A 26,789-nucleotide genomic window follows, 5' to 3' on the forward strand; every position below is an offset into this window, starting at 1 on the left:
GTTTGTATAAAAATTCTGTTTTATAAATAATTATTCGAAGAGGGATGCACAATGAACGGATATTTACACTTAGCAAACGGCGATTCGTTCGCCGGACACATTGAACATACAGCAACGCACCAGGCAGAAGGAGAAATTGTTTTCTTTACTGGAATGACTGGTTATCAAGAAGTTGTGACTGATCCATCTTACAAAGATCAAATTATCGTCTTTACGTACCCTTTGATTGGGAACTATGGTATCAATGAGAAAGATTATGAAAGCAAAAAGCCTCACGTAGCAGGCGTTGTCGTATACGAATGTTCAGATGAAGGGTTCCATTACGAAGCGATGTACAGCTTCAAACAATATTTAAAGAAATGGAACATTCCGCTTATTACACATGTGGATACGAGAGCGGTCGTAAAACGAATTCGAAAAGAAGGTACGATGCAATCTGCCTTTTCGGCATCTGCTGAGTCGCCAGCATTTACTGCTGAATGCGATGGATATGTAGTAAAAGAAGTGTCAACAAAAGAGCCTGTTACTTACGGAAACGGTGAAAAACACGTTGTATTAATGGACTTTGGCTATAAAAAATCAATTTTACAAGAGCTGCTAAATCGAGAGTGCAAAGTAACGGTTGTTCCTTATTCTACAAGCTCTTCAAAAGTAAAAGAGCTGCAGCCGGATGGCATTGTCTTATCAAACGGACCTGGAGATCCAACTCAAGTAAGCAGTCAGCTGGATGAATTAAAAGAAATTATTTCAGCGTATCCAACTTTGGGAATTTGCTTTGGACATCAGTTAATTGGGCTTGCTTTTGGGGCAGAAACCAAAAAGCTGGCGTTCGGTCACCGAGGAGCTAATCAGCCTGTAATTGATTTAACGACTAACAAAGTGTGTATGACGTCTCAAAACCATAGCTATGTCGTAGATGAACAGACGATTACGTCTACGCCATTAAGCGTTCGATTTAAAAATGTGAATGACGGATCGGTTGAAGGTTTAATGCATAAAGACCTTCCTGTTATTTCGGTTCAATATCATCCAGAAGCACATCCTGGACCAAGTGACAGCACGTATATCTTTGATGAATTTATGACGAAAGTACAGCAAGTAGGGAGCGGAAAAGTATATGCCTAAAGACCAAACATTAAAAAAGATTTTAGTAATCGGATCAGGACCAATCGTAATTGGGCAAGCAGCAGAATTTGATTATTCAGGAACTCAGGCATGCTTGTCATTAAAAGAAGAAGGTTATGAAGTTATCTTAATCAATAATAATCCAGCTACGATTATGACGGACACTCACGTAGCAGATCGAATCTATTTTGAACCATTAACAGTAGACTGCGTAGAGAAAATTATTGCAAAAGAAAAGCCGGATGGTTTGTTAGCTACATTAGGCGGACAGACGGGTTTAAACTTAGCCCTTGAGCTTCATGAACAAAATATTTTGCCAAAATACGATGTGAAACTTTTAGGAACACCGATTGAATCAATCAAAAAAGGTGAAAGCCGTGAAGAGTTCCGTGCATTAATGAATGAACTAAATGAACCGGTGCCGGAAAGTGAAGTTGTCACAAAAGTAGAAGAAGCATTAGCTTTTGCCGAGAAAATTGGTTTTCCTGTTATTGTACGTCCTGCTTATACGTTAGGCGGAACGGGCGGAGGAATTGCTCATTCTATGGAAGAACTTGAAAAACTTTCAGCGTCAGGTTTACGTGAAAGTGCTATTACTCAATGCTTAATTGAAAAAAGCATCGCTGGATTTAAAGAGGTTGAGTACGAGGTTATGCGTGACGTGAACAATACGTGCATTACAATTTGTAACATGGAAAATATTGATCCCGTGGGTGTTCATACTGGAGATTCGGTAGTCGTTGCTCCTTCTCAAACGTTAACCGACGTGGAATATCAAATGCTTCGTTCGGCTTCAGTTAAAATTATTTCATCGCTTGGCATTATTGGAGGTTGCAACATTCAGTTTGCGCTTGATCCAAAAAGCAAGCAGTACTATTTAATTGAAGTAAATCCGCGTGTGAGCCGTTCGTCTGCTCTTGCATCAAAAGCAACGGGCTATCCGATTGCTAAAATTGCTGCAAAACTATCAGTAGGCTACACGCTTCATGAGTTATTAAATCCTGTAACAGGAGACACATATGCAAGCTTCGAACCAGCTCTTGACTATGTAGTAGTGAAATTTCCAAGATGGCCGTTTGACAAGTTTTTCTACGCGGAGAGAACGCTTGGCACGCAAATGAAAGCAACTGGAGAAGTAATGGCTATTGACCGTAACTTTACACGTAGCTTCCAAAAGGCACTGTCTTCTTTAGAAATTGATTTACAAGGATTGGAAGTAGAAGAACTGCAAGAACTTTCAACGGATGAATTAAAAAGCAAGCTTGGCGAACAAAGCGATGAGCGTATTTTTGTTATCCTTGAGCTTTTACGTCGCGGTACAACGCCTGAGTATATCCATGAAGTAACGCAAATTGATTATTTCTATTTAACACACTTTACGCAGCTGATTAAAATGGAAGCCTCTTTGAAGGAAGTACGTTTTGATTCCATTACAGCTGAACACTTCAAGCAAGTGAAGGAGCATGGTTTTACAGATGCGTATCTAGCAAGCGTATGGAACGTGCCAGAGCTTGACGTAAGAGCGAAACGTAAAGCACTACATATTACGCCAAGCTACAAAATGGTAGATACATGTGCAGCGGAGTTCGAATCCTCTACGGCTTATTTCTACTCTAGTTATTATGGCGAGAGTGAGATTGAACCATCAACGAATAAAAAAGTTGCGATTATCGGTTCTGGACCGATTCGTATCGGCCAAGGAGTAGAATTCGACTACAGTTCTGTACACGGTGTGTTAGCTCTTGAAAAAGAAGGATACGAAACAATTTTAATTAACAACAATCCAGAAACGGTAAGTACGGATTTTGAAGTAGCAGACCGCTTATATTTTGAACCTGTAACAGTAGAAGATGTGCTAAACGTTCTTGATGCTGAAAATGTGACGGATGTAATTGTTCAATACGGAGGTCAAACGGCTATTTCGCTTGTTAAAGGGCTAGAAGAAGCTGGCGTCAATTTACTAGGGATTACAAATGATGTTATTGATGCACTTGAAGATCGCGACCTGTTTTATAAGCTCTTAGACGACTGTGATATTCCGCATATCCCAGGTGAAATGGCGAAAGATGAGCAAGAACTTGTACAAAAAGCAAAAGCTATGGGATTCCCATTACTTATTCGTCCTTCTTACGTCATTGGCGGAAAAGGAATGCTGACAATTCAAAATGAAACGGAGCTGCAGGCTTGTTTACCAGCTATTAAAGCGTCTCATTTCCCAATGCTTATTGATGCTTACTTCCCTGGAAAAGAAGCAGAAATTGATGTTGTAGCAGACGGAAAAGATGTGTTGATTCCGACAATCGTTGAACATATTGAAAAAGCCGGCGTTCATTCAGGAGACAGCTATGCGCTTTTACCAGCAAAAACAGTAGAAGCAGCACATAAAGAAAAAATGGTGAGCTACGCTCAAAAAATTGTAAACAAACTTCAATATAAAGGGATTATGAATATCCAATATGTTATTTACAACGATGAAGTCTACATGCTGGAAGTTAATCCGCGTGCCAGCCGTACAGTGCCTGTAGTAAGCAAAGTGTGCAACACGCCGCTTGTTTCGCTATCAACTCAAATATTGCTTGGGAAATCATTGTCGGAAATTAGCGAGAAGCTAGGTTTATTGCCGGATCCGGCTTATACAACTATTAAGTTTCCAGTGTTTTCGACAAGTAAATTATCAGGAGTTGATCCGCTTGTTGGACCAGAAATGAAGTCAACTGGTGAAGGAATTGCGATTTCTTCAACGATTGAAGAAGCAGCAAAAAAAGTATTCCATCAGTATGTGTTAAGTAAAAAAGGTGCTGCAGAAGTGTATATTAACGGAGAAGCACAGGGCCTTGAAGAACTTGCGCAAAGCGCGGGATTAACTCTTGTTAAAGATAAAGAAGTTAGTGAATGGGTAAAAACGAAAGAAGCTTTATTATATGTAAGTTTACAGCCTGAAGATAAAGAAAGCCGTATGTCAGCATTAAAACACGGTTTAATGGTTATGACGGAGGCAGAAACGGCTTCGCTATTTTTCCAATCGTTCCAAGTCGATGAATATCACGTTTCATCACTACAAGAATGGTTTCAAAAAACTAAAAAGGAAGTGACAGTATCATGAGTACAGTATCGGTAAATACGAATTTAAAGGGAAAAGATTTGCTTACGCTTAAAGATTTATCATCAGACGATATTATGTCACTTTTAGAAAGCGCCATTGAGCTGAAAGAAAAGCATAAAAATGGTGAAATCGTCACATCGTTAAAAGGAAAAACGCTGGGGCTCATTTTTGAAAAATCTTCAACAAGAACAAGAGTCTCATTTGAAGCGGGAATGATGCAGCTTGGAGGAAACGCCCTCTTTTTAAGCAGCCAGGATTTACAAATTGGACGCGGAGAAACGATTGCTGATACAGCACGCGTACTATCTGAATTCATCGATGCTATCATGATTCGTACGTTTGAACATAGCAAGATCGAAGAGCTTGCAGATTACGCATCCATTCCCGTTATTAATGGTTTGACAGATGATTATCATCCTTGTCAGGCTCTAGCTGATTTATTAACGATTTACGAGCACAAGAAATCATTTGATGGGCTAAAAGTAGCTTATGTTGGAGACGGAAATAATGTAGCGCATTCCTTAATGATTGCATGTGCAAAAATGGGAATAGATATTTCAATTGGATGCCCTGACGGATATGAGCCAAAAGACTTTGTAACAGCTTATGTTAATGAAGTAGCTGCTAAAACGGGTGCGAAGGTTACGATTACAAAAGATCCTGTAGAGGCTGTAAAAAATGCCGATGCTATTTATGCAGACGTGTGGACAAGTATGGGACAGGAAGAAGAAGCACAGCAGCGCTTGAAAATATTTGCTCCTTATCAAGTAAATGAAGAGCTAGCTGCCCATGCGAAGTCAGACTATTTATTTCTCCACTGCTTGCCTGCGCATCGTGAAGAAGAAGTGACAGCAAGCATTATTGACGGACCAAATTCGGTTGTTTTCCAGCAGGCTGGAAATCGTATGCATGTACAAAAGGCCTTGCTTCAAGCAATTTTAGGCTAAGAAAAAAACCTTTCTGAGAATATCAGAAAGGTTTTTTTGTTTAAAGGGAATTAATTGTGGGAACACCAGTTGTATACTAAACAGAACGAAAGGTGATTTATGATGAAAGTATTAGTTGTTGGAGCAAACGGAACAACGGGAAAACAAGTGGTAGAAAAAGTCGCAAACAGCAAGCAGCATGAAGCTTATGCGATGATTCGCGACGAAAAACAAGCAGACGCTTTAAAAAAGCTGGGCGCTAACGTTGTACTTGGTGACTTGGAGCAAGATGTTTCAGATGCTTTAAGAGGTATGGATGCTGTCATATTTGCAGCAGGTTCTGGAGGACATACGGGAGACGAAAAAACAATCGCTGTGGATCAAAACGGTGCTAAAAATATCATTGATGAAGCAAAAAATCAAGGTGTGAAGCGCTTTGTTATGTTAAGTTCAATGGGAACAGATGCACCTGAACAAGGACCAGAAGGCTTACAACTTTACCTGCGTGCTAAAGCGATAGCGGATGAATACTTAAAGCAGTCTAATCTGCAATATACAATTGTACGACCAGGAACTTTATCGAATGATTCAGCTACTGGAAAAATTGATATCAATAATGATATTGAAGATAAATCTCAGACGATTCCTCGAGCAGATGTAGCAACCGTGCTTGTAGAATGCCTAAACGAAGAAGCTACGATAGGAAAAACGTTTGAAATGTTAGCCGGAGAAACTGAAATTGAACAAGCTATTAAATTTACTCATTGATACAAAAGGGCAGATCTAAAGGTCTGCTCTTTTCTGTTCTGTTCCTAATATGAAAACATCTCCATTATGAAACGGAAATCTTAAGGGAATAGTATAGGAGAACATTTCATTTCAGGAATGAGGAGGCAGGACAATGGGACAAAATCGTCATTTCACACCGGGTCAAAAAGCTCCTAATAACGGAGTGTATATTGAAATTGGTGAAACAGGAAGCAACGTAAATAATCCTCAAAAGGTTAAATTAAAAGCAGGAGAGCGTTTTCCAGAGACGGCAAACGATGATCGCCACTGGACATACATTCGCAAGCCTTAAATAGTAAAAAAATAAAGAAGCCATTCTAAATTGAATGGCTTTACTTGTTTTCCCATTGCTGGGTATAATGAAATAAAGGTCAATAAAGGTCAAATGTATCGAAGGAGGATGTTCAATGGACATAAATAAAATGACCCAAAAATTGCAAGAAGGCGTGATGGAAGCGCAGTCCGAAGCTATTAAACGAAATCAGCAGGAAGTGGATATTGCTCATTTGCTTTATACGCTTATTCATCAGCAAGATGGTATTGCTCCTCGCATATTAGATCATTTACATATAGATCATCAATCTTTTCAGCAGCAGGTAAATCAACTGCTTGCGAAAAAACCTGCCGTTACAGGAAGTGGAGCTGAAGCAGGGAAAGTTTATATTACAAATAAACTCCAGCAGCTGTTTGTCAAAGCTCAAGAAGAAGCATCTCGTCTGCAAGATGATTATGTTTCAGTTGAGCACATCTTTTTAGCCTTAGCACAGGAACCGTCTTCTAGTGAATATGGCAAGTTATTTTCAAGTCACGGTATAACAAAAAAAGCTTTGCAAGATGTGCTTACTAGCCTTCGAGGAAATCAGCGAATTACAAGTCAAAATCCGGAAGTTACATATGAAGCGTTAGCTAAATATGGAAGAGACTTAGTGGCAGAAGTACGAGCAGGGAACATTGATCCAGTCATTGGACGAGACGGAGAAATTCGCCGCGTTATCCGCATTTTATCGCGAAAAACAAAAAACAATCCAGTTTTGATTGGAGAACCTGGCGTTGGTAAAACAGCGATTGTTGAAGGTCTAGCACAGCGTATTGTTCGTAGAGATGTGCCTGAGGGATTAAAAGATAAAACCATCTTCTCATTAGATATGGGAGCTTTAGTAGCAGGAGCGAAGTTCAGAGGCGAATTTGAAGAGCGTTTAAAAGCTGTTCTTCAAGAAGTTAAGAAAAGCAACGGTCAAATTCTTTTATTTATTGACGAACTTCATACAATCGTTGGAGCAGGTCGTACGGACGGAGCGATGGATGCAGGGAATATTTTAAAACCAATGCTTGCTAGAGGAGAACTTCACTGTATAGGAGCTACAACTCTTGATGAGTATCGTCAGTATATTGAAAAAGATCCAGCTCTTGAAAGACGCTTTCAACAGGTGCTGGTTGAAGAACCTTCAGTAGAAGATACAATCTCTATCTTACGTGGTTTAAAAGAACGATTTGAAATTCATCACGGTGTAAATATTCATGACCGGGCGATTGTTTCAGCAGCGGTTATGTCGGATCGTTATATCTCAGATCGCTTTTTACCTGATAAAGCAATTGATTTAATTGATGAAGCATGCGCAACTATTCGAACAGAAATTGATTCGATGCCATCAGAATTAGATGAAGTAACGCGACGTGTCATGCAGCTTGAAATTGAAGAAGCGGCATTAAGTAAAGAAACAGATCAAGCAAGCATCACAAGGTTAGAGGCAATTCGAAAAGAAGTCTCTGATTTAAAAGAACGTGCAGATACAATGAAGCTGCAGTGGGAAAAAGAAAAGCAGTCGATTCAAACGGTGCAAGATGTCCGGGAGCAGCTTGAAAAAGCGAAGCGAGACCTAGAAGAAGCTGAAGGGAAATATGATTTAAATAAAGCAGCCGAACTTCGCCACGGACGCATTCCAGCTCTTGAAAAAGAACTAAAACAGCTGGAAGAAACAGCTGCTGAAAAAGCACAAGAAAACCGTTTGTTAAGAGAAGAAGTAACGGAAGAAGAAATTGCTGAAATTGTAGGAAGATGGACGGGAATTCCGGTGTCGAAACTAGTTGAAGGAGAAAGAGAAAAGCTGTTGAAGCTTGAGTCAATTTTACAGCAGCGTGTGATTGGACAGGACGAAGCCGTATCCTTAGTTACAGATGCTGTGATTCGCGCAAGGGCAGGCATTAAAGACCCGAACCGCCCAATTGGATCATTTATTTTCCTAGGACCTACCGGAGTAGGAAAAACGGAGCTAGCCAAAACGTTGGCACATTCGTTATTTGACAGTGAAGAACAAATGGTTCGTATTGATATGTCTGAATACATGGAAAAGCATGCGGTCTCTAGGCTTATAGGAGCGCCTCCTGGCTATGTAGGGTATGAAGAAGGCGGACAGCTAACGGAAGCGGTGAGACGCAAGCCTTATTCAGTCGTTTTGTTAGATGAAATTGAAAAAGCTCATCCTGAAGTATTTAACGTGCTCCTTCAAATACTAGATGATGGAAGAGCAACAGATTCAAAAGGAAAAGTCATTGATTTTAAAAATACAGTCATTATTATGACGTCAAATATTGGTTCTCAATTTTTATTAGATGGTTTAACAAGTGAAGGCGAGATTACTGAAAAAGCCAGAGAGCAAGTGATGGCTCAATTAAGACAGCATTTTCGCCCAGAATTTTTAAATCGAGTAGACGACACGATTTTATTCAAACCGCTAACTGTTCATGAAGTAAAGGGAATTATTGATAAGCTATTGCTTCAGCTTGAAAAGCGTTTATCCGATCGTCATATTTCGTTAATGTTAACAGAAGAAGCAAAAAATCATATTGCGGCCTCCGGGTTTGATCCGGTATACGGAGCGCGCCCTTTAAAAAGGTTTATTCAAAAATATATTGAAACAAAAATTGCCAGAGAATTAATTGCAGGGCAAATTGAAGATTATAGTCAAGTGACAGTTGATGTAAAAGATGATGAGTTTGTTGTCAGCGTATAAGTTTTCTCAAAAGGCCATTCATGATAATTTGAATGGTCTTTTTTTGCTATTAAGAGCAGCATCCCTTTTAAAATAAATAAAAAAAATACGTGAGAGCTAAGCGTAAAAACTTATTCAGTTTTAGGTTGTAGAATATATCTAATTCATTTATGATAATACAAAATGGGCAAAGGAGCATGAATGAGCACATGAAGGACCGTATAGAGCTTATATATGACGAAGCATACGATTTTATAGATCAGGCATTAACTAAAATAAGAGCGCTGGATAAAAATGATCTTCAAGCTGAAAATGAAGAAGTGCAGGAAAAGGCAGAACGGACAGAGTTTGCACTTCAAGCTGCACGAGATATTTTAGAAAATATGATTATCCCGGGTAAAAAATTGACTTTTATTTACGAAAAAGGTTCTGTGGTAGTAGAAATTCCCGATAAAAAATAAAAACGACTTCCTTTTATGGAAGTCGTTTTTATTTTGGTAATGCAAAGTGTTCATCAATGGATGCATCACTTTTTCGATACTGCCCGGGTGTCATATTGGTTGTTTTACGAAATACTTTTGTTAAATAATTGGCATTTGCATAGCCGACGTTTTCAGCAATTTCTTCGATTGAATACTTGGTTTGATGCAATAGCTCGGCCGCTTTTTGAATGCGAAGCTTCGTTAAATATTGAATCGGCGTAATCCCTGTTGTTTGTTTGAATAACCGGCTAAAATGATAGCGAGATAAATGAGCTGCATCTGCCATTTCATCCGGACCGATTTCTTCATGATAATGATTGCGGGCAAATAAAATAGAGCTAATGATACTTTCAGGCCAATCCTCTGTAAAACTGTCCATGCTTTTAATATATTGATACAGCTCCATTACAAAGCGGTAAGATAAGCTTGAGGCATGAAATGGATCTGCTATATGTTTTTCACTTGCCCTCTTATATATCTGAGCAAGCAGCTGAACAGGTGCTGATTCAGGGTGAAATCGAATTACAGGGGAGTGGGTTGACTGAATATAATCCCAGCATTTTTGTACTTCATCTCCGTATAATGTAAGAAAAATAAACTCCCAGTTTTCACTTTCCTTTGGTAAGTAATAGCGATAATTTCCAGGTATATTGACGATGAATGCTTTTCCAGCATCCACTTTATATTCTTGTCCATCTATTTCAATCATCCCGTACCCAGAAACCGTGTATTGAAAAATATATTTTCCTACATCTTTTCGCTGATTTCCGCTCCAGTTATAAAGGGGCGAGAAAACTTCATCCCATCCAACCGACCAGAGCTGCGCAACTTCGTTTGTGCGGGATTCTAAAAACCTGTATGCGTACGTTGAATATTCTTGAGCTTGGAAATGTGAGAGCAAATTTTCACCTTCTTTTTGAAATAAAGTAGTACTTAATTCTTACTTTAACGTAATCGCTTTCATTTTTCTATAATTTTTTGAAAATATCATGATTATTTTTGGTGAATGTCTCTAAATCTATTATTTTCTTATAATTTGCAAGTCAAGGCTCCCATGAAGATAACACCTTTTTGGCGCAAGAGCAGTTCATCATCAATTTAAAAGAATCATTTTTAAAGTGATAAGCAAAAAAGTACCGATTATCGATAGGAATTTTACCATTGAGGCAAGGAAAATTGGACTTTACAATGTACATATGAATCCGTTTCCAAAAAACTACTTAAAATAGGTGATAATAAATGCTGGAAAAATTAATCGAAGAGTTCAAACAAATATTTCATTCGTCAGAAGCTATTCGCTGCTTTTTTGCACCAGGGCGTGTCAATTTAATTGGAGAACATACTGATTATAATGGAGGGCATGTTTTTCCTTGTTCATTGAGTATAGGAACGTATGCGGTAGTACAAAAACGTCATGATCGAAAAATACGTATGTACTCTAAAAACTTCTCTGAAGCAGGCGTTATTGAATCCTCTTTAGAGCAATTAACGTACAAAACCGAGGATGATTGGGTTAATTATCCAAAAGGAGTAATGGACACCTTTAAAAAGCACGGATATGATCTTCCTTTTGGTTTTGATATCTTGTTTTTCGGCAACATTCCTAACGGAGCAGGGCTTTCATCGTCGGCATCAATTGAGTTAGTCACATGCGTACTTTTAAATAAAATTCTTGAATTGAATATTGATATGATGGACCTTGTAAAAATGGCGCAGCAAGCTGAAAATGAATTTATCGGCGTAAGCTGCGGGATTATGGATCAGTTTGCAATTGGAATGGGAAAAGAAAATCAAGCCGTATTGTTAAACTGCCAGACTCTTGAATACCAGTATAGCCCGCTGCAGTTAACAGATGCTGTGCTCGTTATTTCTAACACAAATAAGCGAAGAGGGCTGGCAGATTCAAAATATAATGAGCGCCGTATGGAGTGTGAAAGAGCACTATCAGATTTGCAAACTTCACTTTCCATTGATTCGCTTGGTGATTTAACAAAAGAACAATTTGAAAAGCACAAATCTTTAATACAAAACGAAGTAGATTGTAAGCGCGCTAAACATGCGGTATATGAAAATGAACGCACAAAAGAAGCGGTTGCTAAATTGCAAAACGGCGATTTAAAAGGATTTGGTCAATTGATGAATGAGTCGCACTGTTCGCTGCGAGATGACTATGAAGTAAGTGGAAAAGAATTAGATGCTCTTGTAGAAGCAGCCTGGTTGCAAGAAGGTGTGATTGGATCACGCATGACAGGTGCAGGCTTTGGAGGCTGTACAATCAGTATCGTAAAAAAAGCACAGGTTGATAGATTTATTGAGGAAGTAAAAGACGCTTATTATAAGCAAACGAGTTTAGAAGCTGAATTTTATGTGGTTACGGTTGGAGAAGGAGCGCGTGAACTCACATTAGAAGCAGTATAAGAGAAAACAGATAGAGAAAGGAACGAGTGTATGTCAGTCAACATTCATGAAGAAATCACCCGACTTATTCAATATGGTTTACAAAAGAATCTAGTAACAAAATGGGATATAGATGTGGTGAGAAATAAACTGCTGGAAGTGTTAGAACTCGACGAATGTATTACGGTAGAAGTTAAAGAAGAACGTTTGGAACATCCAGCTGCTATTTTAGATAACATGCTTGATTGGGCTGCCGAAAACAATCGAATCGCCGATAATTCTATCACATATAGAGATTTATTCGATACCAAAATAATGGGATGCTTTGCAAGCATGCCTTCAGAGGTTAATCGAACCTTTTACGATCACTATCAGCAAAACCCTCAAAAAGCCACAAGCTATTATTATAAGCTGTCAAAAGACATTCACTATATTCGCAGAGATCGAATTGCTAAAAACGAAAGATGGGTAACAAACACTGACTTTGGAGAACTTGAAATTACTATCAACTTATCTAAGCCGGAAAAAGATCCAAAAGCAATTGCAGCAAGCAAATCACTGAAAGAAAGCAACTACCCGCTATGCCTGCTCTGTAAAGAAAATGCTGGCTATGCAGGCCGCATTAACCACCCAGCTCGCCAAAATCACCGGATTATCCCTGTGGAATTGCAGGAAGAGCTGTGGTACATGCAGTTTTCACCTTACGTTTATTATAATGAACATGCCATTGTTTTTGCGAGTGAGCATACACCTATGCATATTTCAAAGCAAACGTTTAAGCGGCTGCTTGCCTTCGTTGAACAATTCCCACATTATTTTTTAGGGTCAAATGCAGATTTACCCATCGTAGGAGGATCTATTTTAACGCATGATCACTTTCAAGGAGGCTATCATGAGTTTCCTATGGCTAAAGCAAGAATAAATAAATTGTTCTCTCTTGAAGCGCATCCAAACGTGAAAGCTGGAATTGTTCATTGGCCAATGTCGGTCGTTCGTCTTCAAAGTTCGCACCTTGCACCATTAGTGGAAGCAGCGGATTTCATTTTGAAGAAATGGAAATCATATAGTGATCAAAGTGCTGGTATTTTAGCTTTTACAGATCAAACTCCTCACAATACGGTCACGCCTATTGCTAGGAAAAGAGGGGATTTGTACGAATTAGATTTAGTACTGCGAAACAATCGAACAAACAGCAAGCATCCAGATGGCATTTATCATCCGCATGCAGAAGTTCATCATATCAAAAAAGAGAACATAGGTTTAATTGAAGTAATGGGGCTTGCGGTTTTACCCGGTCGTTTGAAAGACGAAATGAGTCTAGTGGCCAAAGGGTTAGTTCAGAATAACCTGAGTGAAGTAGCCAGCAGGCATGATCAAGTGAAAAAACACGTGAAGTGGGCTGAACACATCAAGAAAAAATATCCGCATATTGAAGTGGAAAATGTCCAAAGCATTCTTCAACAAGAGCTCGGTTTGATCTTTGCGACTATTTTAGAGCATGCAGGTGTGTTTAAACAAACTGCTGAAGGGCAGCTCGCATTCAGTCGTTTTATGAATTCGTTAAATGAAGCGTAAATCATTAATAAAAACAGGCAGCTCGTAATGAGCTGCCTGTCTTTATACAGTTAGGGCATGCTGTTTTAAAAGGGTATACAGAGCCTGTGTTCCTTTATTATCCTGGCCTTGTTTTTCGAGCTGTTCATAAAGCGATTTTGCTAATTTTAGCCCGGGTGTATACAGCTCCATTTCTTCAGCTGATTCAATGGCAATCTTCATATCTTTAATGAAGTGTTTAATATAAAAGCCTGGTTCGAAGTCTCCTTTAATCATGCGAGGAGCTAAATTGCTTAACGACCAGCTTCCCGCTGCGCCTGTTTCAATACTTTTTAGAACGGTATTCGGATCTAATCCGGCTTTTTCAGCATAAAGTATCGCTTCGCAGACACCCATCATATTAGAGGCAATAGCAATTTGATTGCACATTTTTGTATGTTGACCAGCACCGGCGCTTCCTTGAAGAACGATATTTGTCCCCATTTTTTCAAGAATAGGCGTAACGGCAGAGAATGCTCCAGAATCGCCTCCTACCATAATCGCTAAGGTTGCTTTCTGAGCCCCAATATCTCCTCCTGAAACAGGAGCGTCAAGCGCATGAATGTGCTTCTCTTTTGCTGCTTGATAAATCTCACGAGCAAGTATAGGGCTTGATGTCGTCATATCAATTGTATAGCAGCCTTTCTTTGCATTATGTATAATGCCGTCTTTTCCTAAATAAATCTCTTTTACATCGTGAGGATAGCCTACCATGGTGATAATAACATCAGATTGTTCGGCCACTTCTTGAACGGTTTCTTTCCATTTGGCCCCTTTTTCAAGTAGTGCTTGAGCACGAGTTTTTGTTCGTGTATAAACAAGGACTTCATATCCTGCGTCAATTAAATGCCCGGCCATGCTTTGACCCATAACGCCTGTTCCGATAAAACCAATTTTTTCTTTAGTCACAGCAGTATTCACTCCTAAAGTTAATAGTTTGATTATTCTAAAATTATATAGTTAAAGTTTGGGATAATCAATGATTCCGACTATATATAGATAGAGAAAAGCACTCTCAGTCCTATGTCTTGAATACGAGGTAAGGAAAGAAAGTACTGAGAAGAACCTATGCCGAAAAATAAAAAAAGCGCTGGCTTTACAGCCAACACTTTTTAGTGTTGATTATTTGCTGGTTTATTCGGTACACCCAGTTCTCCAATCAAAATTACAACTAGCGTGAAAACTACTCCAAGGATGGAAGCGGTTGCGAAACTGTAAGTACCGCCCGTCATTGCAGAGATTACGTACACTGCCATATTCATTAGTAAAAAGCCCCAAACAAAAGCCATTACGACACGCATTCTATTCACCTCGTTTACAGTACAGTTTGATTTCATTTTAGCATATAGCAGTCAAATAAGAAATTGAATTTTTTATGAATAAATAAGGGGCGTGCTCCCATGCAGAAACAAAAGAGCAATAAGTCAGAAATAGGCATTATTCTAGTGCGCTTTTTTATGGTTCTATCATACACTGTATGGAACAACTAGTAAGTTACGGAGGAAGAGCTATGATACATCGACGCTTTTTTAGCTTAGATACGCAATGGAATGTCGTACATGTCCCTGAACGACCGAATGGTTTCGGTGTGTTAGTATTGGGTGATAAAGATCATTTTGTTGAAAGTTCAACTAGCTTATGGATTCAGCACGGCGGAAGGTCACAGCTGTTGCAATGTTTACAAGATGAAGGATACACAGTATTTTATTCCAATTTATATGGCCGGCATTGGGGGTCTCCTGAAGCATATCACCTTGCAAAACAACTTTATCATTTAGTAATGAAACAAGAAATTTTAAATAAACGAATTCATATTTTAGCTGAAGGAATGGGGGCTCTGTTAGCGCTGCAGCTAATGGAAAATGACGGGAATACGTTCATTCGATCAGCTGGTTTACTAAATCCGTGTATTGATCTTCATACGCATGCAGAACATGAAAAAAACAATAAATTCTTTTATAAACAATTTACGAAGGACTTGACTCAAGCTTATAAAGTGGAGCGGAAGCAAGTATCAAAGCTAATTAAGGAGTACCCTTCCGTTACGGAATTAAAATCAACGCTGCCCGTGAAGATATGGACCGCGCCTAATGCCTCTACTCATTATCCAATTGCACACAGTAAAAAATATGAACTACATCGTGAAGAACTTCACTCTCCGATTATGCTTTCACTTTATTTGCCTGAAAAAAACTATTTATTTGAACGGTCCCTTCTCCAATTTTATAAACAGCATGAAAAAGTGTTATAAGCAAAGCTTCTATGATTATACATATCATAGGGGCTTTTTGTATAAGAGATAAAAGGAAAAAGAGAGTTCATGATGTTTTTAGGGATGAACTACTTTGAAATAAGGAATGAGTACTCTCTATAACTATAGGGCTTTAAGCTTTTGTTTAATAAATGATGAATGAAGAATTGGAGGAAGCGATATGGGAAATGTAGTAGTAATAGGGGCAAACCGCTTTATTGGTTTTCATTTATGTATGACTTTTTTAGACGAAGGTACAGAAGTAAAAGGATATACACATTCTGCTCATAAAGAAGAAGATGATTTGCAGGAAGAGATGAAATTTTTCTTAGGGCGAAACGCTAATTATGTATCGACTGAAGTAGGCGATTCATTAGATATGATTACATCAGAAACGGATATTGTCTACTTCACGTATTTCGATGGAGGAGATTTTTATCATCCTGATTTTTTAAGACAAGAAATGCAAAAAGCGCAGCAAGTACTCATTCAAGCACTTAATAAATGCCGTCAATTCAACATTCGATTTGTGTTTGTTTCTACCATGCGCGTATTTGGAGACCAGCAGCGAAAGATTGAAGAAACAACGATTCCAGAACCGGACAGTAGTGAAGGAAGGCTATACGTTCATTTTGAGCGAATGATAGAAAAATATAAAGATGATGGATGGCCCATTATGATTGTCAGAACGCCCACTCTTTACGGACCTTGGCAGCCTTTGTCAATGTGCTATTCTAAAAATATTGCCGGGTACGAGGAAGCTTTTACCATTATGGAAGGCACGGATTTTATTATTTATATTGAAGACGCCGTCAGTGCACTCAGACGCTGTAAAACTGGTGCATATTCATATGAAGTGGTTCATTTAGTTGAAGAAAAATTACAGCCTTGGAGCGCTGGAGCAAACATTACTCATATGGAGGTGAAGGAAGAAGCGGCTCAAGAAAAATATGAAATCAGCAGGAAAGCGAAAGAACTGCTGCATTTTTCTTCCAAAGTAACGGCTAAAGAAGGCATTTACCTGCAAAAAAAACATATGAGAACATTCTTTTTACCTCTTCATTAAAGGAGAAAGTTGTACTTATAGAATAGATTCGCTAATATAAGGAGGAATAAATGTTTTTAATAAAGGAGATTTCACTATGGAAGAGCAAAATATGCAATTCATGCAAATTGCAATGAAGTACTTGCCAGAAGCAAAGCAGATTTTAGATGAAACAGGCGTTGAGTTATCAATGGAACACGTACAGCCGGTATTGACATTACTGACAAAAGTAATGAACGACGCCTATGAGCTTGGCAAGCAAGATGCATTAGCTGAAAATGAAAACAACTAAAGAAAACAGCTCGGTAGAATCCGAGCTGTTATTTTTGTTTGTAAAATAAATCGACTAAAGGGGCAAACTGTTTAAGAAGAGGAGCTAGTTCTTCAACGGCGAGTACAATTTCATCGATTTGTTTGAATAATCTTTCCCACTCCTCTCGCTCTCTTTCTTCTCTTGATTTTCTGCGCCCAGCTCCAAACATAAAATCAGAAAAAGCTTCATTTCTTTGTCTTCTTGCCATGATACTCATTCCTTTCACTATTTTAATGGTGGGTAAGTTCTTACCTAATGTCCCATACTAGAGTAAGAGGGACCCGTATGATTACTATATGTAGCATGATAGATACCTGAGTAGGACGAACACCCATATAGACAAAAAATAAAAAATGAAGTAAAATTAGTACCAACTCATAATAATTGATTATATAATCGGTAAATGAAATGACAGATATAGGTTTTATAGGAATATAAGCCTTTTATTTAAAGGAGAGGTTGATATGAACGCTGGTGTTCTAGGAATTGGACGTTATGTACCAGAGAAAGTTGTAACAAATTTAGATCTTGAAAAAGTAATGGATACATCAGATGAGTGGATTCGTACGCGCACAGGTATTCAAGAGCGCCGAATTGCAGCCGATAACGAGGACACATCTGATTTAGCTTATAAAGCAGCAGTTGAAGCTTTACATAAAGCTAACGTCGAGGCAGAAGATATTGACATGATCATTGTTGCTACGGTAACGCCAGATCAACCGTTTCCTACAGTATCATGTATGCTGCAAGAAAAATTGGGAGCAAAAAAAGCAGCTTCTTACGATGTGAGTGCAGCATGTGCAGGATTTATGTACGGCATGATTACAGCTAAGCAATTTATTGAAACTAATGCTTACAAGCATATATTAGTGGTCGGTGTAGAAAAGCTTTCTAAGATTACAGATTGGGACGACCGTAACACGGCTGTTTTATTCGGAGACGGAGCAGGTGCAGTTGTAATGGGACCTGTGTCAGAAGGACGAGGTATTTTATCCTTTGAACTAGGATCCGACGGTACAGGAGGCAAGCACTTGTATCAAAACGAGCTTGATCATATTGTCATGAACGGACGTGAAGTATTTAAGTTTGCTGTTCGACAAATGGGGGAATCTGCTGTTAATGTAATTGAAAAAGCAGGTTTAACAAAAGAGGATGTTGATTTTCTTGTACCTCATCAAGCGAATATTCGTATTATGGAAGCTGCAAGACAGCGATTAGACTTGCCTGAAGAAAAAATGTCTAAAACAATCCAATACTACGGCAATACATCAGCAGCATCGATTCCAATTTCAATTGTTCATGAGCTTGAAGCAGGGAAAATTCAAGACGATGATTTAATTGTAATGGTTGGCTTCGGAGGCGGCTTAACATGGGGAGCTATTGCCATTAGATGGGGAAAATAACACTACATTTTTAAAGCAACTGAAGGAGATGAATGTACGATGAATAAAAAACGTGTAGTTGTAACAGGACTTGGTGGGCTTACACCAATTGGAAATGACGTAGAAACAGCTTGGAAAAACGCAGTAGCAGGCGTGTCTGGCGTTGGTCCTTTAACAAGACTAGATGCAGATGAATTTCCTGCTAAAGTAGCGGCTGAAGTAAAAGATTTTAACGTGGAAGATTTTATTGACCGCAAAGAGGCTCGTAAGATGGATCGCTTTACTCAATATGCGATGGTAGCTGCATTGGCGGCTGTTAAAGATTCGAATTTGACTATTACGGAAGAGATTGCTCCAAACGTCGGGGTTTGGATTGGTTCTGGAATTGGCGGTATGGAAACGTTTGAAAATCAATATTCAACGTTATTAGAAAAAGGTGCCCGCCGTGTAAGTCCATTCTTTATTCCGATGATGATTCCTGATATGGCAACAGGACAAGTTTCTATTGCTTTAGGGGCGAAAGGCGTGAACTCTTGTACGGTAACGGCGTGTGCAACAGGTACAAACTCTATTGGTGATGCATTTAAAGTCATTCAACGCGGAGATGCAGACGTGATGGTGACGGGCGGTACGGAAGCACCAATCACGCGTTTATCTATTGCTGGTTTCTGTGCGAATAAAGCACTTTCTACAAATCCAGATCCTGCAACAGCATCTCGTCCGTTTGATAAAGACCGCGACGGCTTCGTTATGGGAGAAGGTGCGGGTGTTATTGTGCTTGAAGAGCTTGAACATGCATTAGCACGCGGCGCACGTATTTATGCTGAAATTGTGGGTTATGGTTCAACAGGAGATGCTCATCATATCACAGCGCCAGCTCCAGGAGGAGAAGGGGGCGTTCGTGCAATGCGTCATGCGATTGAAGATGCAGGTCTACAGCCAAGTGATATTGATTACATCAATGCTCACGGTACAAGTACAGGGTACAACGATAAATTTGAAACGATGGCTATTAAAGAAGTATTTGGTGACCACGCTCAAAAAGTAGCAATTAGTTCAACAAAGTCAATGACTGGCCACTTGCTAGGAGCTGCTGGTGGAGTAGAAGCTATTTTTAGTGTGAAAGCAATTCAAGACGGTATTCTTCCTCCAACAATTAACTATCAAACACCCGATGAAGAGTGCGATTTAGACTACATTCCAAACAAAGCGCGTAAGCAAGAAGTAAAAGCGGTGCTAAGCAACTCACTTGGATTTGGCGGTCACAATGCAACAATCATCTTTAAAAAATACGAAGCATAATGAAAAATTCTAGGCTGACGCCTAGAATTTTTTTTATTTTTAATAACCAAAAGAGTAGCTGTGAACATATCATGAAGCAAAAGGATGAAGAAAGAGAGGGGAAAACATGCCGATTGTTTCAACTTCTACTTGGACGGAGCCGAAAGAAATAAGCCGTTATCTTGCGCGCTATTTTAAGAAATTAAAAGAAAAAGAATATATGGAATTACTTTTTAACTATGGAATGTGTCCGCCTTCTTTAATGTTTATAAAAGAATTAGAAGAAATGAAGAAAAGGCAGGTTTGGAAGAAAGTAAAAGCACATTATGAAAAGCTTAAAAAAGCATGGAATGGGCCGGATGTAGCGGTGCTAGTGCTGCCAAGCAATCCTCGAAATCGAAAAATGCAGCGTGAATTTAACGGAAGAGCAGGTGTCGCTTTTACCGATAAATTATTTGTGTTTATGACAAGTCATACATCCGATGAAGAAATGTTAGCGGTGCTTACCCATGAATATCATCACGTTTGCAGGCTAAAAGCCATTAACAAATCTGATGAAACGATTACTTTGTTAGACGCTATGATGATGGAAGGGTTAGCTGAAAGAGCAGTGGAGGAATATTGTGGTAAAAAATATTTAGCTCCTTGGACAAATTATTATACCATTGAAGAAGCTAAAAAAATGTGGGAAAAGCATGTTAAACCTCATTACAATCTGTGCGCTGACGAAAAAAAATATGATCAACTGTTATTCGGCCAAAATTGGTATCCAGAAATGATGGGCTACAATATCGGTTATCATCTTGTTACTTCATGTATGAAGCCTCACACTTTAACTACTACCCAGCTGCTTCCTCTTAGTACCAATACTATCTTAAAAAAATCTGCGTTCCAACTGTAAAAAAATAAGTTCTATATACCTAAAACAAAAAATAGTAAATTTTATCCTGTTTTCAACAAAAAATTAGGAGGTTTATGCGTTAAAGTGCTGAAGAGATATTCAAAAATCATTATTTTAAAAATAAAAAATATAATTAATTTTCAAAATATATTGATTTTGTAATGAAATTGTAATAATATCTTATTCAAATATAACAATTTTTAGAAAAATGAGGTGTGCACTATAAATGGATAAAAAGCCCGTCGAATCAACACCTTTACTAGAAGTAAAAAATTTACAAACTGCTTTTTCCATTAATGATTCCTGGCATAATGCTGTGGACGACGTGTCGTTTCAAGTCGGACGAAAGCGAATTGTAGGAGTTGTAGGAGAATCTGGCTGTGGAAAAAGCGTATTGTCTTTATCCGTTATTGGGCTATTACCTAAAGTAAATAGTCAAATTAGAAGCGGAAGCGTTGTATTTAACGGAAAGAATCTTACGCACTTATCAGAAGATGAGATGAATGATGTTCGAGGAAAAGACATCTCAATGATTTTCCAAGAACCGATGACATCTCTCAATCCTGTTTTAACCATTGGGTATCAGCTGCAGGAAGTATTGTTTAACCATATGAATATATCGAAAGCGGAAGCGCGTGAAAAAAGCATTGCGCTTTTAAAAAGCGTTGGTATTTCGAGATCCGAAAAGCTCATCGATGAATATCCGCATCAGCTGTCGGGAGGAATGAGGCAGCGCGTCATGATTGCCATGGCGGTAGCTTGTCAGCCTAAACTTTTAATTGCGGATGAGCCGACAACCGCCCTGGATGTTACGGTTCAAGCTCAAATTTTAGAATTGTTAAAAGAAATTCAAGAAAGCAATGATATGTCTATTATTATGATTACTCATGATTTAGGAGTCGTTGCTGAGATGTGTGATGAAGTGATTGTCATGTATGGCGGGAAAATTGTTGAGCATACAGATGTTGATACGTTATTTTATGCCCCAAAACATCCGTACACGAAAGCGCTTCTTCACTCAATTCCACGCATGGAAGATGATGTAGAAGTATTAAATACGATCAAAGGAATTGTGCCTTCTCTTGTAAACATGCCGCGGACAGGCTGTCGTTTCGTTAACCGATGTCCTCATGCAATGGAAGACTGTAGTTCCGTTACGCCTGTTCTTCGCCAGGATTCACAGGGGCATGACGTCGCATGTCTGCTGTATGAAAACAGCTATCCGTCAAAAGGAGTGAAGACAAGCTAATGACTAAAGCGGTGAAAGATGTATTGCTAGAAGTTCAGCATTTAAAAACCTATTATCCTATTCACGGGGGATTTTTCCGAAAGAAAATTGGTGATGTAAAAGCAGTTGACGGTATTTCTTTTGCGATTCGAAAAGGAGAAACGCTCGGTCTGGTAGGAGAATCTGGCTGTGGAAAATCCACGGCAGGAAGGACGATTCTAAGACTGCTGGAACCAACTAGCGGAAAAATTATTTTCGATGGTAAAGATATCACAGAAGTAAAAGGAACTTCTCTTCGTAAAATCAGACAAGATTTCCAAATGGTTTTTCAAGATCCCTATGCTTCCCTCAATCCAATGCAAATGGTTGGAGATGTTATTTCTGAACCAATTCGGAATTTTACAGGAAAATCAACCAATCAATTAAAATCAGAAGTTATGAATCTACTTACAAAAGTAGGATTACCGGAAGATGCATACTATAAATATCCTCACGAATTTTCCGGTGGACAGCGTCAGCGGATTGGAATTGCACGTGCACTTGCACTTCGTCCAAAACTTATTATTGCTGATGAACCGGTATCGGCACTCGACGTTTCTGTCCAATCACAAGTTTTAAACCTTCTTAAAGAACTTCAACAAGAATTCGACCTAACCTTTTTATTTATTGCCCATGATTTGAGTGTTGTTAAACATATGAGTGACCGTATCGGTGTTATGTACCTAGGCGGTTTAGTAGAAATTGCTGATAAGAAAAGCCTATACGCAGAGCCATTGCACCCTTATACGCAAGCGCTTGTATCGGCTATACCTGAACCAGATCCACGAAAGAAAAAACAGCGTATTATTTTACAGGGAGATGTGCCAAGTCCAATTGATCCGCCAAAAGGCTGTGCGTTTCATCCTCGCTGTATACATGCCATGGCAGAGTGCAGCCAAACGAAACCTGCCTTAAAGGAGGTGAGACCTGGCCATCAAGTAGCTTGCCATTTATATAACTCGTAAAAGCTACATACGAACAGATTATTAGTTAAATAGGGGGAACGTCATGATGAAAAAGAAATCGTTTTTATCACTTGTTTCCATTTTGCTTGTGCTATCGCTTTTTCTAGCGGCATGCAGCGGTGGAAGCAGTTCTTCATCTTCTAGTAATAAAGAAGGCGGAGAAGCAAAAACTGAAGGTGCAAAAACAGACAAGCCAAAAGATGGCGGAACGATTACGTATGGGATTGACGGAGCGCCGGAAGGGCTTTTTGAGTACGCATTGTATGGTAGTGCATATGATAGCCAAATCTTAGAATTTATCAATGAAGGTCTCTTTACTTATGATAAGAAATTAAAAATTAAATCTGACTTAGCTACTTGGGACGTGAGTGGTGATAAACTAACTTACACGTTTAAATTAAAAAAAGGGATTAAGTGGCATAACGGAGATCCATTAACTGCAGATGATTTTAAATATACGTATGAAACGATTGCTGATAAAGACTATACAGGTCCACGCTATGTAAACGTTGAGCATATTAAAGGCGCTCAAGAATATCATGACGGCAAAGCGGATTCTATTTCCGGAGTTGAAGTGGTAGATCCGCAAACATTTAAAGTTACGTTTAAAGAAGTTCGTGTAAATAACTTAGACAATCTATGGCCGTATCCAATGCCGAAAAAGTACTATGAAGGAATTGCTGTAAAAGATCTTGCAGAGTCTAAACAAGTTCGTAAAGAGCCTATTGGTGTTGGACCGTTTAAAGTGAAAAAAGTGGTAGCAAGTGAATATGTTCAGATGGAACGCAATGATGACTATTGGAAAGGTAAGCCTCATCTTAATGGCGTTGTTGTAAAAGTACTGGATCCATCTGTTTCCGCCGGAGCATTGAAAAAAGGCGATGTCGACATTATGGATGTTCGCCCAGCTGATTTAGGGCAAGTTGAAAAAGCAGAAAACTTAGACTTTTTGGAAGGGAAATCAACTAGTTATTCGTATATTGGTCTACGATTTGGACATCGTGATAAAAATGCTGGTAAAAACGTAGATGATTATGATAAGTTCAAAGATCTAAAACTTCGTCAAGCATTGCTTTACGCAATAGATAGAAAAGCAATGGTAAAAGCATTTATGAACGACAAAGCGGTTGTTTCTAACACAGTTATTCCGTCTGTATTCTGGATTGCTGCTGACCAAAAAGATTTAACAAAGTACAAGTATAGTCCAGAAAAAGCTAAGAAATTGTTAGCTGAAGCTGGTTATAAAGATAAGAATAATGACGGTTTTGTAGAAGATCCAAACGGAAAACCATTTACGATCTCATTTGGTCACTATGCTGGTCCAGCCAACTTCGAGGGTCGTGCGAAGGCTATTATGCAAGCATGGAATGATATTGGTATTAAAACAAAATTAGCAACGGGTTCACTTGTTGAATTTAACTTGTACAATGAAATGAAAGATAACGACGATAAGGCGTTAGAAGCGTTCTTCGGTTCTTGGGACACTGGTTCAGATCCAGATCCTACAGGATTATGGAGCTCTAATGCTGAATGGAACTATGGCCGTTGGGTAAATAAGGAATCTGACGAAATGCTTAAAGACGGTTTGAGTGAAAAATCATTTGATGATAAATACCGTAAAGATGTATATGTAAAATGGCAAAAATTCTTTAACGAGCAGCTGCCAGCACTTCCTTTATGGGAAAATATCAATATTTATGCTGTGAATAAGCGTGTGAAAAACGTAACTCTAGATCCATCAACGGTAGTTGTAGATCCGGAGAAATGGTCTGTAACGGAATAAGTATTTTACATGTAAAGGAGAGTCAACGATGCTGCAATACTCACTAAGACGTATTTTAGGGATGATTCCAATGTTGATTCTGATCTCCTTTGTTGTGTTTTCCCTGGCGAAAATGATGCCAGGGGACCCTTTTGGGGGAGAAATCAACCCCAGTAATACAGATCCAAAATACATTGAGGAAATGCGTGATAAGCTAGGATATAACGATCCTATCTACGTTCAATATTGGAACTGGGTAAAGGGAGTGGCACAAGGAGATTTAGGAAAGTCAACAACTCATAAGTTACCGACATTAGATATTATTTTAGAGCGTATGCCTAATACGATCTTTTTAGCTTTGACTTCGCTTTTGATTACGTATGTGTTTGCATTTATTTTAGGTATGTATGCAGGAAGAAAACCGTATACCTTAGCAGATAACTTTATTGCAGGATATAATTACTTTGCATTAGCGGTTCCATCGTTTATCGCAGGGATCGTAGGCATTTATTTATTTTCCTTTCAGTTAGGCTGGTTTCCGTTTAGCGGTTCTGTTGAAGTAGGATTAAAAGAGGGATCATGGGAATTTATTCAAAGTAGAATTCATCACGTTATATTACCTGCACTGATTCTTGGCTTGATGTCGACCGCGCAGTATACCCAATTTTTGCGCAATGATATTATTGAAAACAGTCGCAAAGATTTTGTGCGCACAGCTAGAGCAAAAGGAACAAAAGAATCTAAAATTTATAATGTTCATATCTTACGCAACTCAATGATTCCGCTTATTACGTTTTTAGGGTTTGATCTTGTAACAATCATTAGCGGTTCTATCATTACAGAGACAATCTTTACGTATCCAGGAATCGGAAAGTTGTTTGTTGACTCTGTAGCAACTCGTGACTACTCAGTTATGATGTCGCTTACAATGCTGTTTTCAATTTTAACATTGGTTGGGAATCTGGTTGCTGATTTGTTATACGGCGTAGCAGATCCGCGTATTCGTTTGGATTAGGAGGAGAAAGTATGGAAATTGTAACGAAAAAAGATGTACAGCCAGAAGTGAATATGAAAGCTCCTAAAAACCTTTCTCCATGGGCGATTGCGCGAAAGAAGTTTTTTAAAAATAAACTAGCTATGATAAGTTTAGCTTTCATGATTGTGATTACGCTTCTTGCTATTTTTGCACCGCTGCTTACAAAAGCAGATATTACACGTATCGACTATATGGCGATGAATGCAGCGCCTTCCAGTGAGCATTGGTTTGGAACGGATACAAATGGTCGAGACGTATTTGCACGTACATTGTATGGAGGAAGAACTTCGTTACTGATTGGAGTTGCTTGTACAACACTCGTTATTTTAATCGGAACTCTTATTGGTTCGATTGCGGGTTATTACGGAGGCAAAGTGGACCAATTCTTAATGCGTTTTACAGACTTTGTCTTAAACTTTCCGCTCATTGTTTTTGTTGTAGTGTTAAATACAATTCTAATTGGAAAAATCTCAGGCGTTTGGACGCTCATCCTAGTTGTTAGTTTCCTAAGCTGGGGAAGTACGGCCCGGCTGGTGCGAAGCAAAGTCTTGGCTGAAAAAGAAAATGAATATGTGCTTTCAGCTGTTTCCATTGGGTGCAGCCCGTTTAAAATCATCTTCAAACATTTGCTGCCAAATGTGTTTTCAACGATTGTGGTTCAAGCCAGTTTGCAGATGGCCATCCTTATCGTGTTTGAGTCAGCGATTAGCTTTATCGGTTTTGGCGTGCCGGCTGATACGCCGAGCTGGGGGAATATGCTGACAGAAGCAAGGGAATCAGATGTGCTGCAGAATAAGCCTTGGATGTGGGTTCCGCCAGGTTTAGCTATTACATTTACGATCCTGGCTATCAACTTCATTGGTGAAGGATTAAAAGATGCTTTAAATCCAAAATCTCTTCGTTAAAAATCTATCACAAAAGTGTGATAGATTTTTTTAGGTTTGTCAGACCTCCTGACAAACCTATTACTATAGAAGAAACTCGGATTTTTTCTGCTTATAGGGGTGGATATAGTTCATGAAGCCTGTAGCAATCATTAGCACTGGCGTTATGTCTGAGCTTCGAAATAAGTGCATTTGCATAATAGCCAAAAACGAAGGTATTTTACAATTAATTTTTAGAAAAATAACATCATTTGGAATAAAAATTCCTTTCTCTGCCTATACTGATGGATAACAAAC

25 protein-coding genes are annotated in these 26,789 nt (G+C 38.8%); 21 read left to right on the top strand and 4 right to left on the bottom strand.

Annotated elements, in window-relative coordinates:
* Positions 1-51 precede the first annotated feature (51 nt).
* The 7 genes from LJY09_RS03475 to LJY09_RS03505 all read left to right on the top strand — a co-directional run bounded on the left by LJY09_RS03475 (position 52) and on the right by LJY09_RS03505 (position 9,394).
* Entirely contained in the window at positions 52-1,125 is a 1,074-nt protein-coding gene (locus tag LJY09_RS03475) for a carbamoyl phosphate synthase small subunit (protein ID WP_155010430.1), read from the top strand.
* A complete protein-coding gene (locus LJY09_RS03480; RefSeq protein WP_154989586.1) occupies positions 1,118-4,228 on the top strand; it encodes a carbamoyl-phosphate synthase (glutamine-hydrolyzing) large subunit in 3,111 nt (1,036 codons plus the stop codon). The genes LJY09_RS03475 and LJY09_RS03480 overlap by 8 nt, the downstream gene beginning before the upstream one ends.
* On the top strand, positions 4,225-5,175 hold the full coding sequence (argF, locus tag LJY09_RS03485; RefSeq protein ID WP_028412383.1) for an ornithine carbamoyltransferase: 951 nt from the start codon (positions 4,225-4,227) through the stop codon (positions 5,173-5,175). The genes LJY09_RS03480 and argF overlap by 4 nt, the downstream gene beginning before the upstream one ends.
* Before the next feature lie 102 nt (positions 5,176-5,277).
* Positions 5,278-5,922 carry an SDR family oxidoreductase gene (locus tag LJY09_RS03490; RefSeq protein WP_028412382.1) on the top strand — a complete coding sequence of 215 codons (645 nt, stop codon included), beginning with the start codon at positions 5,278-5,280 and terminating at the stop codon, positions 5,920-5,922.
* A gap of 133 nt (positions 5,923-6,055) precedes the next feature.
* Complete coding sequence (locus LJY09_RS03495) at positions 6,056-6,235, top strand: YjzC family protein (RefSeq protein WP_154973593.1); 180 nt, start codon at positions 6,056-6,058, stop codon at positions 6,233-6,235.
* Positions 6,236-6,350: 115 nt separating this feature from the next.
* Positions 6,351-8,954, top strand: a complete 2,604-nt coding sequence (gene clpB / locus LJY09_RS03500) for an ATP-dependent chaperone ClpB (RefSeq protein WP_098113542.1) — start codon at positions 6,351-6,353, stop codon at positions 8,952-8,954.
* Between the two features lie 188 nt (positions 8,955-9,142).
* Positions 9,143-9,394, top strand: a complete 252-nt coding sequence (locus LJY09_RS03505; RefSeq protein ID WP_014461601.1) for a hypothetical protein — start codon at positions 9,143-9,145, stop codon at positions 9,392-9,394.
* Positions 9,395-9,422: 28 nt separating this feature from the next.
* Here the strand turns inward: LJY09_RS03505 and LJY09_RS03510 are convergent, their stop codons facing one another.
* Positions 9,423-10,316, bottom strand: a complete 894-nt coding sequence (locus LJY09_RS03510) for a helix-turn-helix domain-containing protein (RefSeq protein WP_013081740.1) — start codon at positions 10,314-10,316, stop codon at positions 9,423-9,425.
* 338 nt (positions 10,317-10,654) lie between these two features.
* On the opposite strand from LJY09_RS03510, the gene LJY09_RS03515 reads away from it, so the two are divergent.
* Positions 10,655-11,833, top strand: a complete 1,179-nt coding sequence (locus tag LJY09_RS03515; protein WP_228307486.1) for a galactokinase — start codon at positions 10,655-10,657, stop codon at positions 11,831-11,833.
* A gap of 30 nt (positions 11,834-11,863) precedes the next feature.
* Entirely contained in the window at positions 11,864-13,387 is a 1,524-nt protein-coding gene (galT, locus tag LJY09_RS03520) for a UDP-glucose--hexose-1-phosphate uridylyltransferase (protein WP_033578040.1), read from the top strand.
* Between the two features lie 42 nt (positions 13,388-13,429).
* Here galT and LJY09_RS03525 read toward each other — a convergent pair whose 3' ends face one another.
* Positions 13,430-14,314, bottom strand: a complete 885-nt coding sequence (locus tag LJY09_RS03525) for an NAD(P)-dependent oxidoreductase (protein ID WP_154973591.1) — start codon at positions 14,312-14,314, stop codon at positions 13,430-13,432.
* A 203-nt stretch (positions 14,315-14,517) separates the two neighbouring features.
* Positions 14,518-14,706 carry a YjzD family protein gene (locus LJY09_RS03530; protein ID WP_028412377.1) on the bottom strand — a complete coding sequence of 63 codons (189 nt, stop codon included), beginning with the start codon at positions 14,704-14,706 and terminating at the stop codon, positions 14,518-14,520.
* Between the two features lie 209 nt (positions 14,707-14,915).
* Between LJY09_RS03530 and LJY09_RS03535 the strand changes: the two genes are divergently transcribed.
* The 3 genes from LJY09_RS03535 (at position 14,916) to LJY09_RS03545 (ending at position 16,993) form a co-directional block, all read left to right on the top strand.
* A complete protein-coding gene (locus LJY09_RS03535; protein WP_013055401.1) occupies positions 14,916-15,656 on the top strand; it encodes a hypothetical protein in 741 nt (246 codons plus the stop codon).
* Between the two features lie 181 nt (positions 15,657-15,837).
* Positions 15,838-16,722, top strand: a complete 885-nt coding sequence (locus LJY09_RS03540; RefSeq protein WP_033578042.1) for an NAD-dependent epimerase/dehydratase family protein — start codon at positions 15,838-15,840, stop codon at positions 16,720-16,722.
* A 76-nt stretch (positions 16,723-16,798) separates the two neighbouring features.
* Entirely contained in the window at positions 16,799-16,993 is a 195-nt protein-coding gene (locus LJY09_RS03545) for a ComZ family protein (RefSeq protein WP_013081746.1), read from the top strand.
* Positions 16,994-17,021: 28 nt separating this feature from the next.
* On the opposite strand, the gene LJY09_RS03550 is transcribed toward LJY09_RS03545, so the two are convergent.
* Entirely contained in the window at positions 17,022-17,222 is a 201-nt protein-coding gene (locus LJY09_RS03550; protein ID WP_028412375.1) for a hypothetical protein, read from the bottom strand.
* 256 nt (positions 17,223-17,478) lie between these two features.
* Here LJY09_RS03550 and LJY09_RS03555 point away from each other — a divergent pair, with 256 nt between their 5' ends.
* The 9 genes from LJY09_RS03555 (at position 17,479) to LJY09_RS03595 (ending at position 26,784) form a co-directional block, all read left to right on the top strand.
* On the top strand, positions 17,479-18,417 hold the full coding sequence (locus tag LJY09_RS03555) for a beta-ketoacyl-ACP synthase III (protein ID WP_013081747.1): 939 nt from the start codon (positions 17,479-17,481) through the stop codon (positions 18,415-18,417).
* A 39-nt stretch (positions 18,418-18,456) separates the two neighbouring features.
* Positions 18,457-19,698, top strand: coding sequence for a beta-ketoacyl-ACP synthase II (gene fabF / locus LJY09_RS03560; protein ID WP_033578043.1), 1,242 nt, complete (start codon positions 18,457-18,459; stop codon positions 19,696-19,698).
* 106 nt (positions 19,699-19,804) lie between these two features.
* Positions 19,805-20,578 (top strand): DUF2268 domain-containing putative Zn-dependent protease, encoded by a 774-nt coding sequence (locus LJY09_RS03565; RefSeq protein ID WP_099330623.1) that lies wholly within the window; start codon positions 19,805-19,807, stop codon positions 20,576-20,578.
* A 226-nt stretch (positions 20,579-20,804) separates the two neighbouring features.
* Entirely contained in the window at positions 20,805-21,827 is a 1,023-nt protein-coding gene (locus LJY09_RS03570; protein ID WP_098113540.1) for an ABC transporter ATP-binding protein, read from the top strand.
* A complete protein-coding gene (locus tag LJY09_RS03575; RefSeq protein WP_048021971.1) occupies positions 21,827-22,810 on the top strand; it encodes an ABC transporter ATP-binding protein in 984 nt (327 codons plus the stop codon). Before LJY09_RS03570 ends, LJY09_RS03575 begins: the two co-directional genes overlap by 1 nt.
* Before the next feature lie 43 nt (positions 22,811-22,853).
* Positions 22,854-24,593 (top strand): oligopeptide ABC transporter substrate-binding protein, encoded by a 1,740-nt coding sequence (opp4A, locus tag LJY09_RS03580; protein WP_098113539.1) that lies wholly within the window; start codon positions 22,854-22,856, stop codon positions 24,591-24,593.
* A gap of 28 nt (positions 24,594-24,621) precedes the next feature.
* Positions 24,622-25,587, top strand: coding sequence for an oligopeptide ABC transporter permease (opp4B, locus tag LJY09_RS03585; RefSeq protein ID WP_013055410.1), 966 nt, complete (start codon positions 24,622-24,624; stop codon positions 25,585-25,587).
* A gap of 11 nt (positions 25,588-25,598) precedes the next feature.
* Positions 25,599-26,513, top strand: coding sequence for an oligopeptide ABC transporter permease (opp4C, locus tag LJY09_RS03590; protein ID WP_028412369.1), 915 nt, complete (start codon positions 25,599-25,601; stop codon positions 26,511-26,513).
* A gap of 112 nt (positions 26,514-26,625) precedes the next feature.
* Positions 26,626-26,784 (top strand): hypothetical protein, encoded by a 159-nt coding sequence (locus LJY09_RS03595; RefSeq protein ID WP_155916267.1) that lies wholly within the window; start codon positions 26,626-26,628, stop codon positions 26,782-26,784.
* Positions 26,785-26,789: the final 5 nt, after the last annotated feature.

This window comes from Priestia sp. J2 (assembly GCF_020790095.1).
Taxonomy (GTDB): Bacteria; Bacillota; Bacilli; order Bacillales; family Bacillaceae_H; genus Priestia; species Priestia zanthoxyli.

Coding starts and splice junctions, on each gene's coding strand:
- LJY09_RS03490 (WP_028412382.1), top strand. CDS start 5,278: ATGAAAGTATTAGTTGTTGGAGCAAACGGAACAACGGGAAAACAAGTG.
- opp4C (WP_028412369.1), top strand. CDS start 25,599: ATGGAAATTGTAACGAAAAAAGATGTACAGCCAGAAGTGAATATGAAA.
- clpB (WP_098113542.1), top strand. CDS start 6,351: ATGGACATAAATAAAATGACCCAAAAATTGCAAGAAGGCGTGATGGAA.
- LJY09_RS03505 (WP_014461601.1), top strand. CDS start 9,143: ATGAAGGACCGTATAGAGCTTATATATGACGAAGCATACGATTTTATA.
- LJY09_RS03565 (WP_099330623.1), top strand. CDS start 19,805: ATGCCGATTGTTTCAACTTCTACTTGGACGGAGCCGAAAGAAATAAGC.
- opp4B (WP_013055410.1), top strand. CDS start 24,622: ATGCTGCAATACTCACTAAGACGTATTTTAGGGATGATTCCAATGTTG.
- opp4A (WP_098113539.1), top strand. CDS start 22,854: ATGATGAAAAAGAAATCGTTTTTATCACTTGTTTCCATTTTGCTTGTG.
- LJY09_RS03535 (WP_013055401.1), top strand. CDS start 14,916: ATGATACATCGACGCTTTTTTAGCTTAGATACGCAATGGAATGTCGTA.
- LJY09_RS03515 (WP_228307486.1), top strand. CDS start 10,655: ATGCTGGAAAAATTAATCGAAGAGTTCAAACAAATATTTCATTCGTCA.
- LJY09_RS03550 (WP_028412375.1), bottom strand. CDS start 17,222: ATGGCAAGAAGACAAAGAAATGAAGCTTTTTCTGATTTTATGTTTGGA.
- LJY09_RS03540 (WP_033578042.1), top strand. CDS start 15,838: ATGGGAAATGTAGTAGTAATAGGGGCAAACCGCTTTATTGGTTTTCAT.
- LJY09_RS03575 (WP_048021971.1), top strand. CDS start 21,827: ATGACTAAAGCGGTGAAAGATGTATTGCTAGAAGTTCAGCATTTAAAA.
- LJY09_RS03530 (WP_028412377.1), bottom strand. CDS start 14,706: ATGCGTGTCGTAATGGCTTTTGTTTGGGGCTTTTTACTAATGAATATG.
- LJY09_RS03555 (WP_013081747.1), top strand. CDS start 17,479: ATGAACGCTGGTGTTCTAGGAATTGGACGTTATGTACCAGAGAAAGTT.
- LJY09_RS03480 (WP_154989586.1), top strand. CDS start 1,118: ATGCCTAAAGACCAAACATTAAAAAAGATTTTAGTAATCGGATCAGGA.
- LJY09_RS03475 (WP_155010430.1), top strand. CDS start 52: ATGAACGGATATTTACACTTAGCAAACGGCGATTCGTTCGCCGGACAC.
- LJY09_RS03570 (WP_098113540.1), top strand. CDS start 20,805: ATGGATAAAAAGCCCGTCGAATCAACACCTTTACTAGAAGTAAAAAAT.
- LJY09_RS03495 (WP_154973593.1), top strand. CDS start 6,056: ATGGGACAAAATCGTCATTTCACACCGGGTCAAAAAGCTCCTAATAAC.
- fabF (WP_033578043.1), top strand. CDS start 18,457: ATGAATAAAAAACGTGTAGTTGTAACAGGACTTGGTGGGCTTACACCA.
- argF (WP_028412383.1), top strand. CDS start 4,225: ATGAGTACAGTATCGGTAAATACGAATTTAAAGGGAAAAGATTTGCTT.
- LJY09_RS03595 (WP_155916267.1), top strand. CDS start 26,626: ATGAAGCCTGTAGCAATCATTAGCACTGGCGTTATGTCTGAGCTTCGA.
- LJY09_RS03545 (WP_013081746.1), top strand. CDS start 16,799: ATGGAAGAGCAAAATATGCAATTCATGCAAATTGCAATGAAGTACTTG.
- galT (WP_033578040.1), top strand. CDS start 11,864: ATGTCAGTCAACATTCATGAAGAAATCACCCGACTTATTCAATATGGT.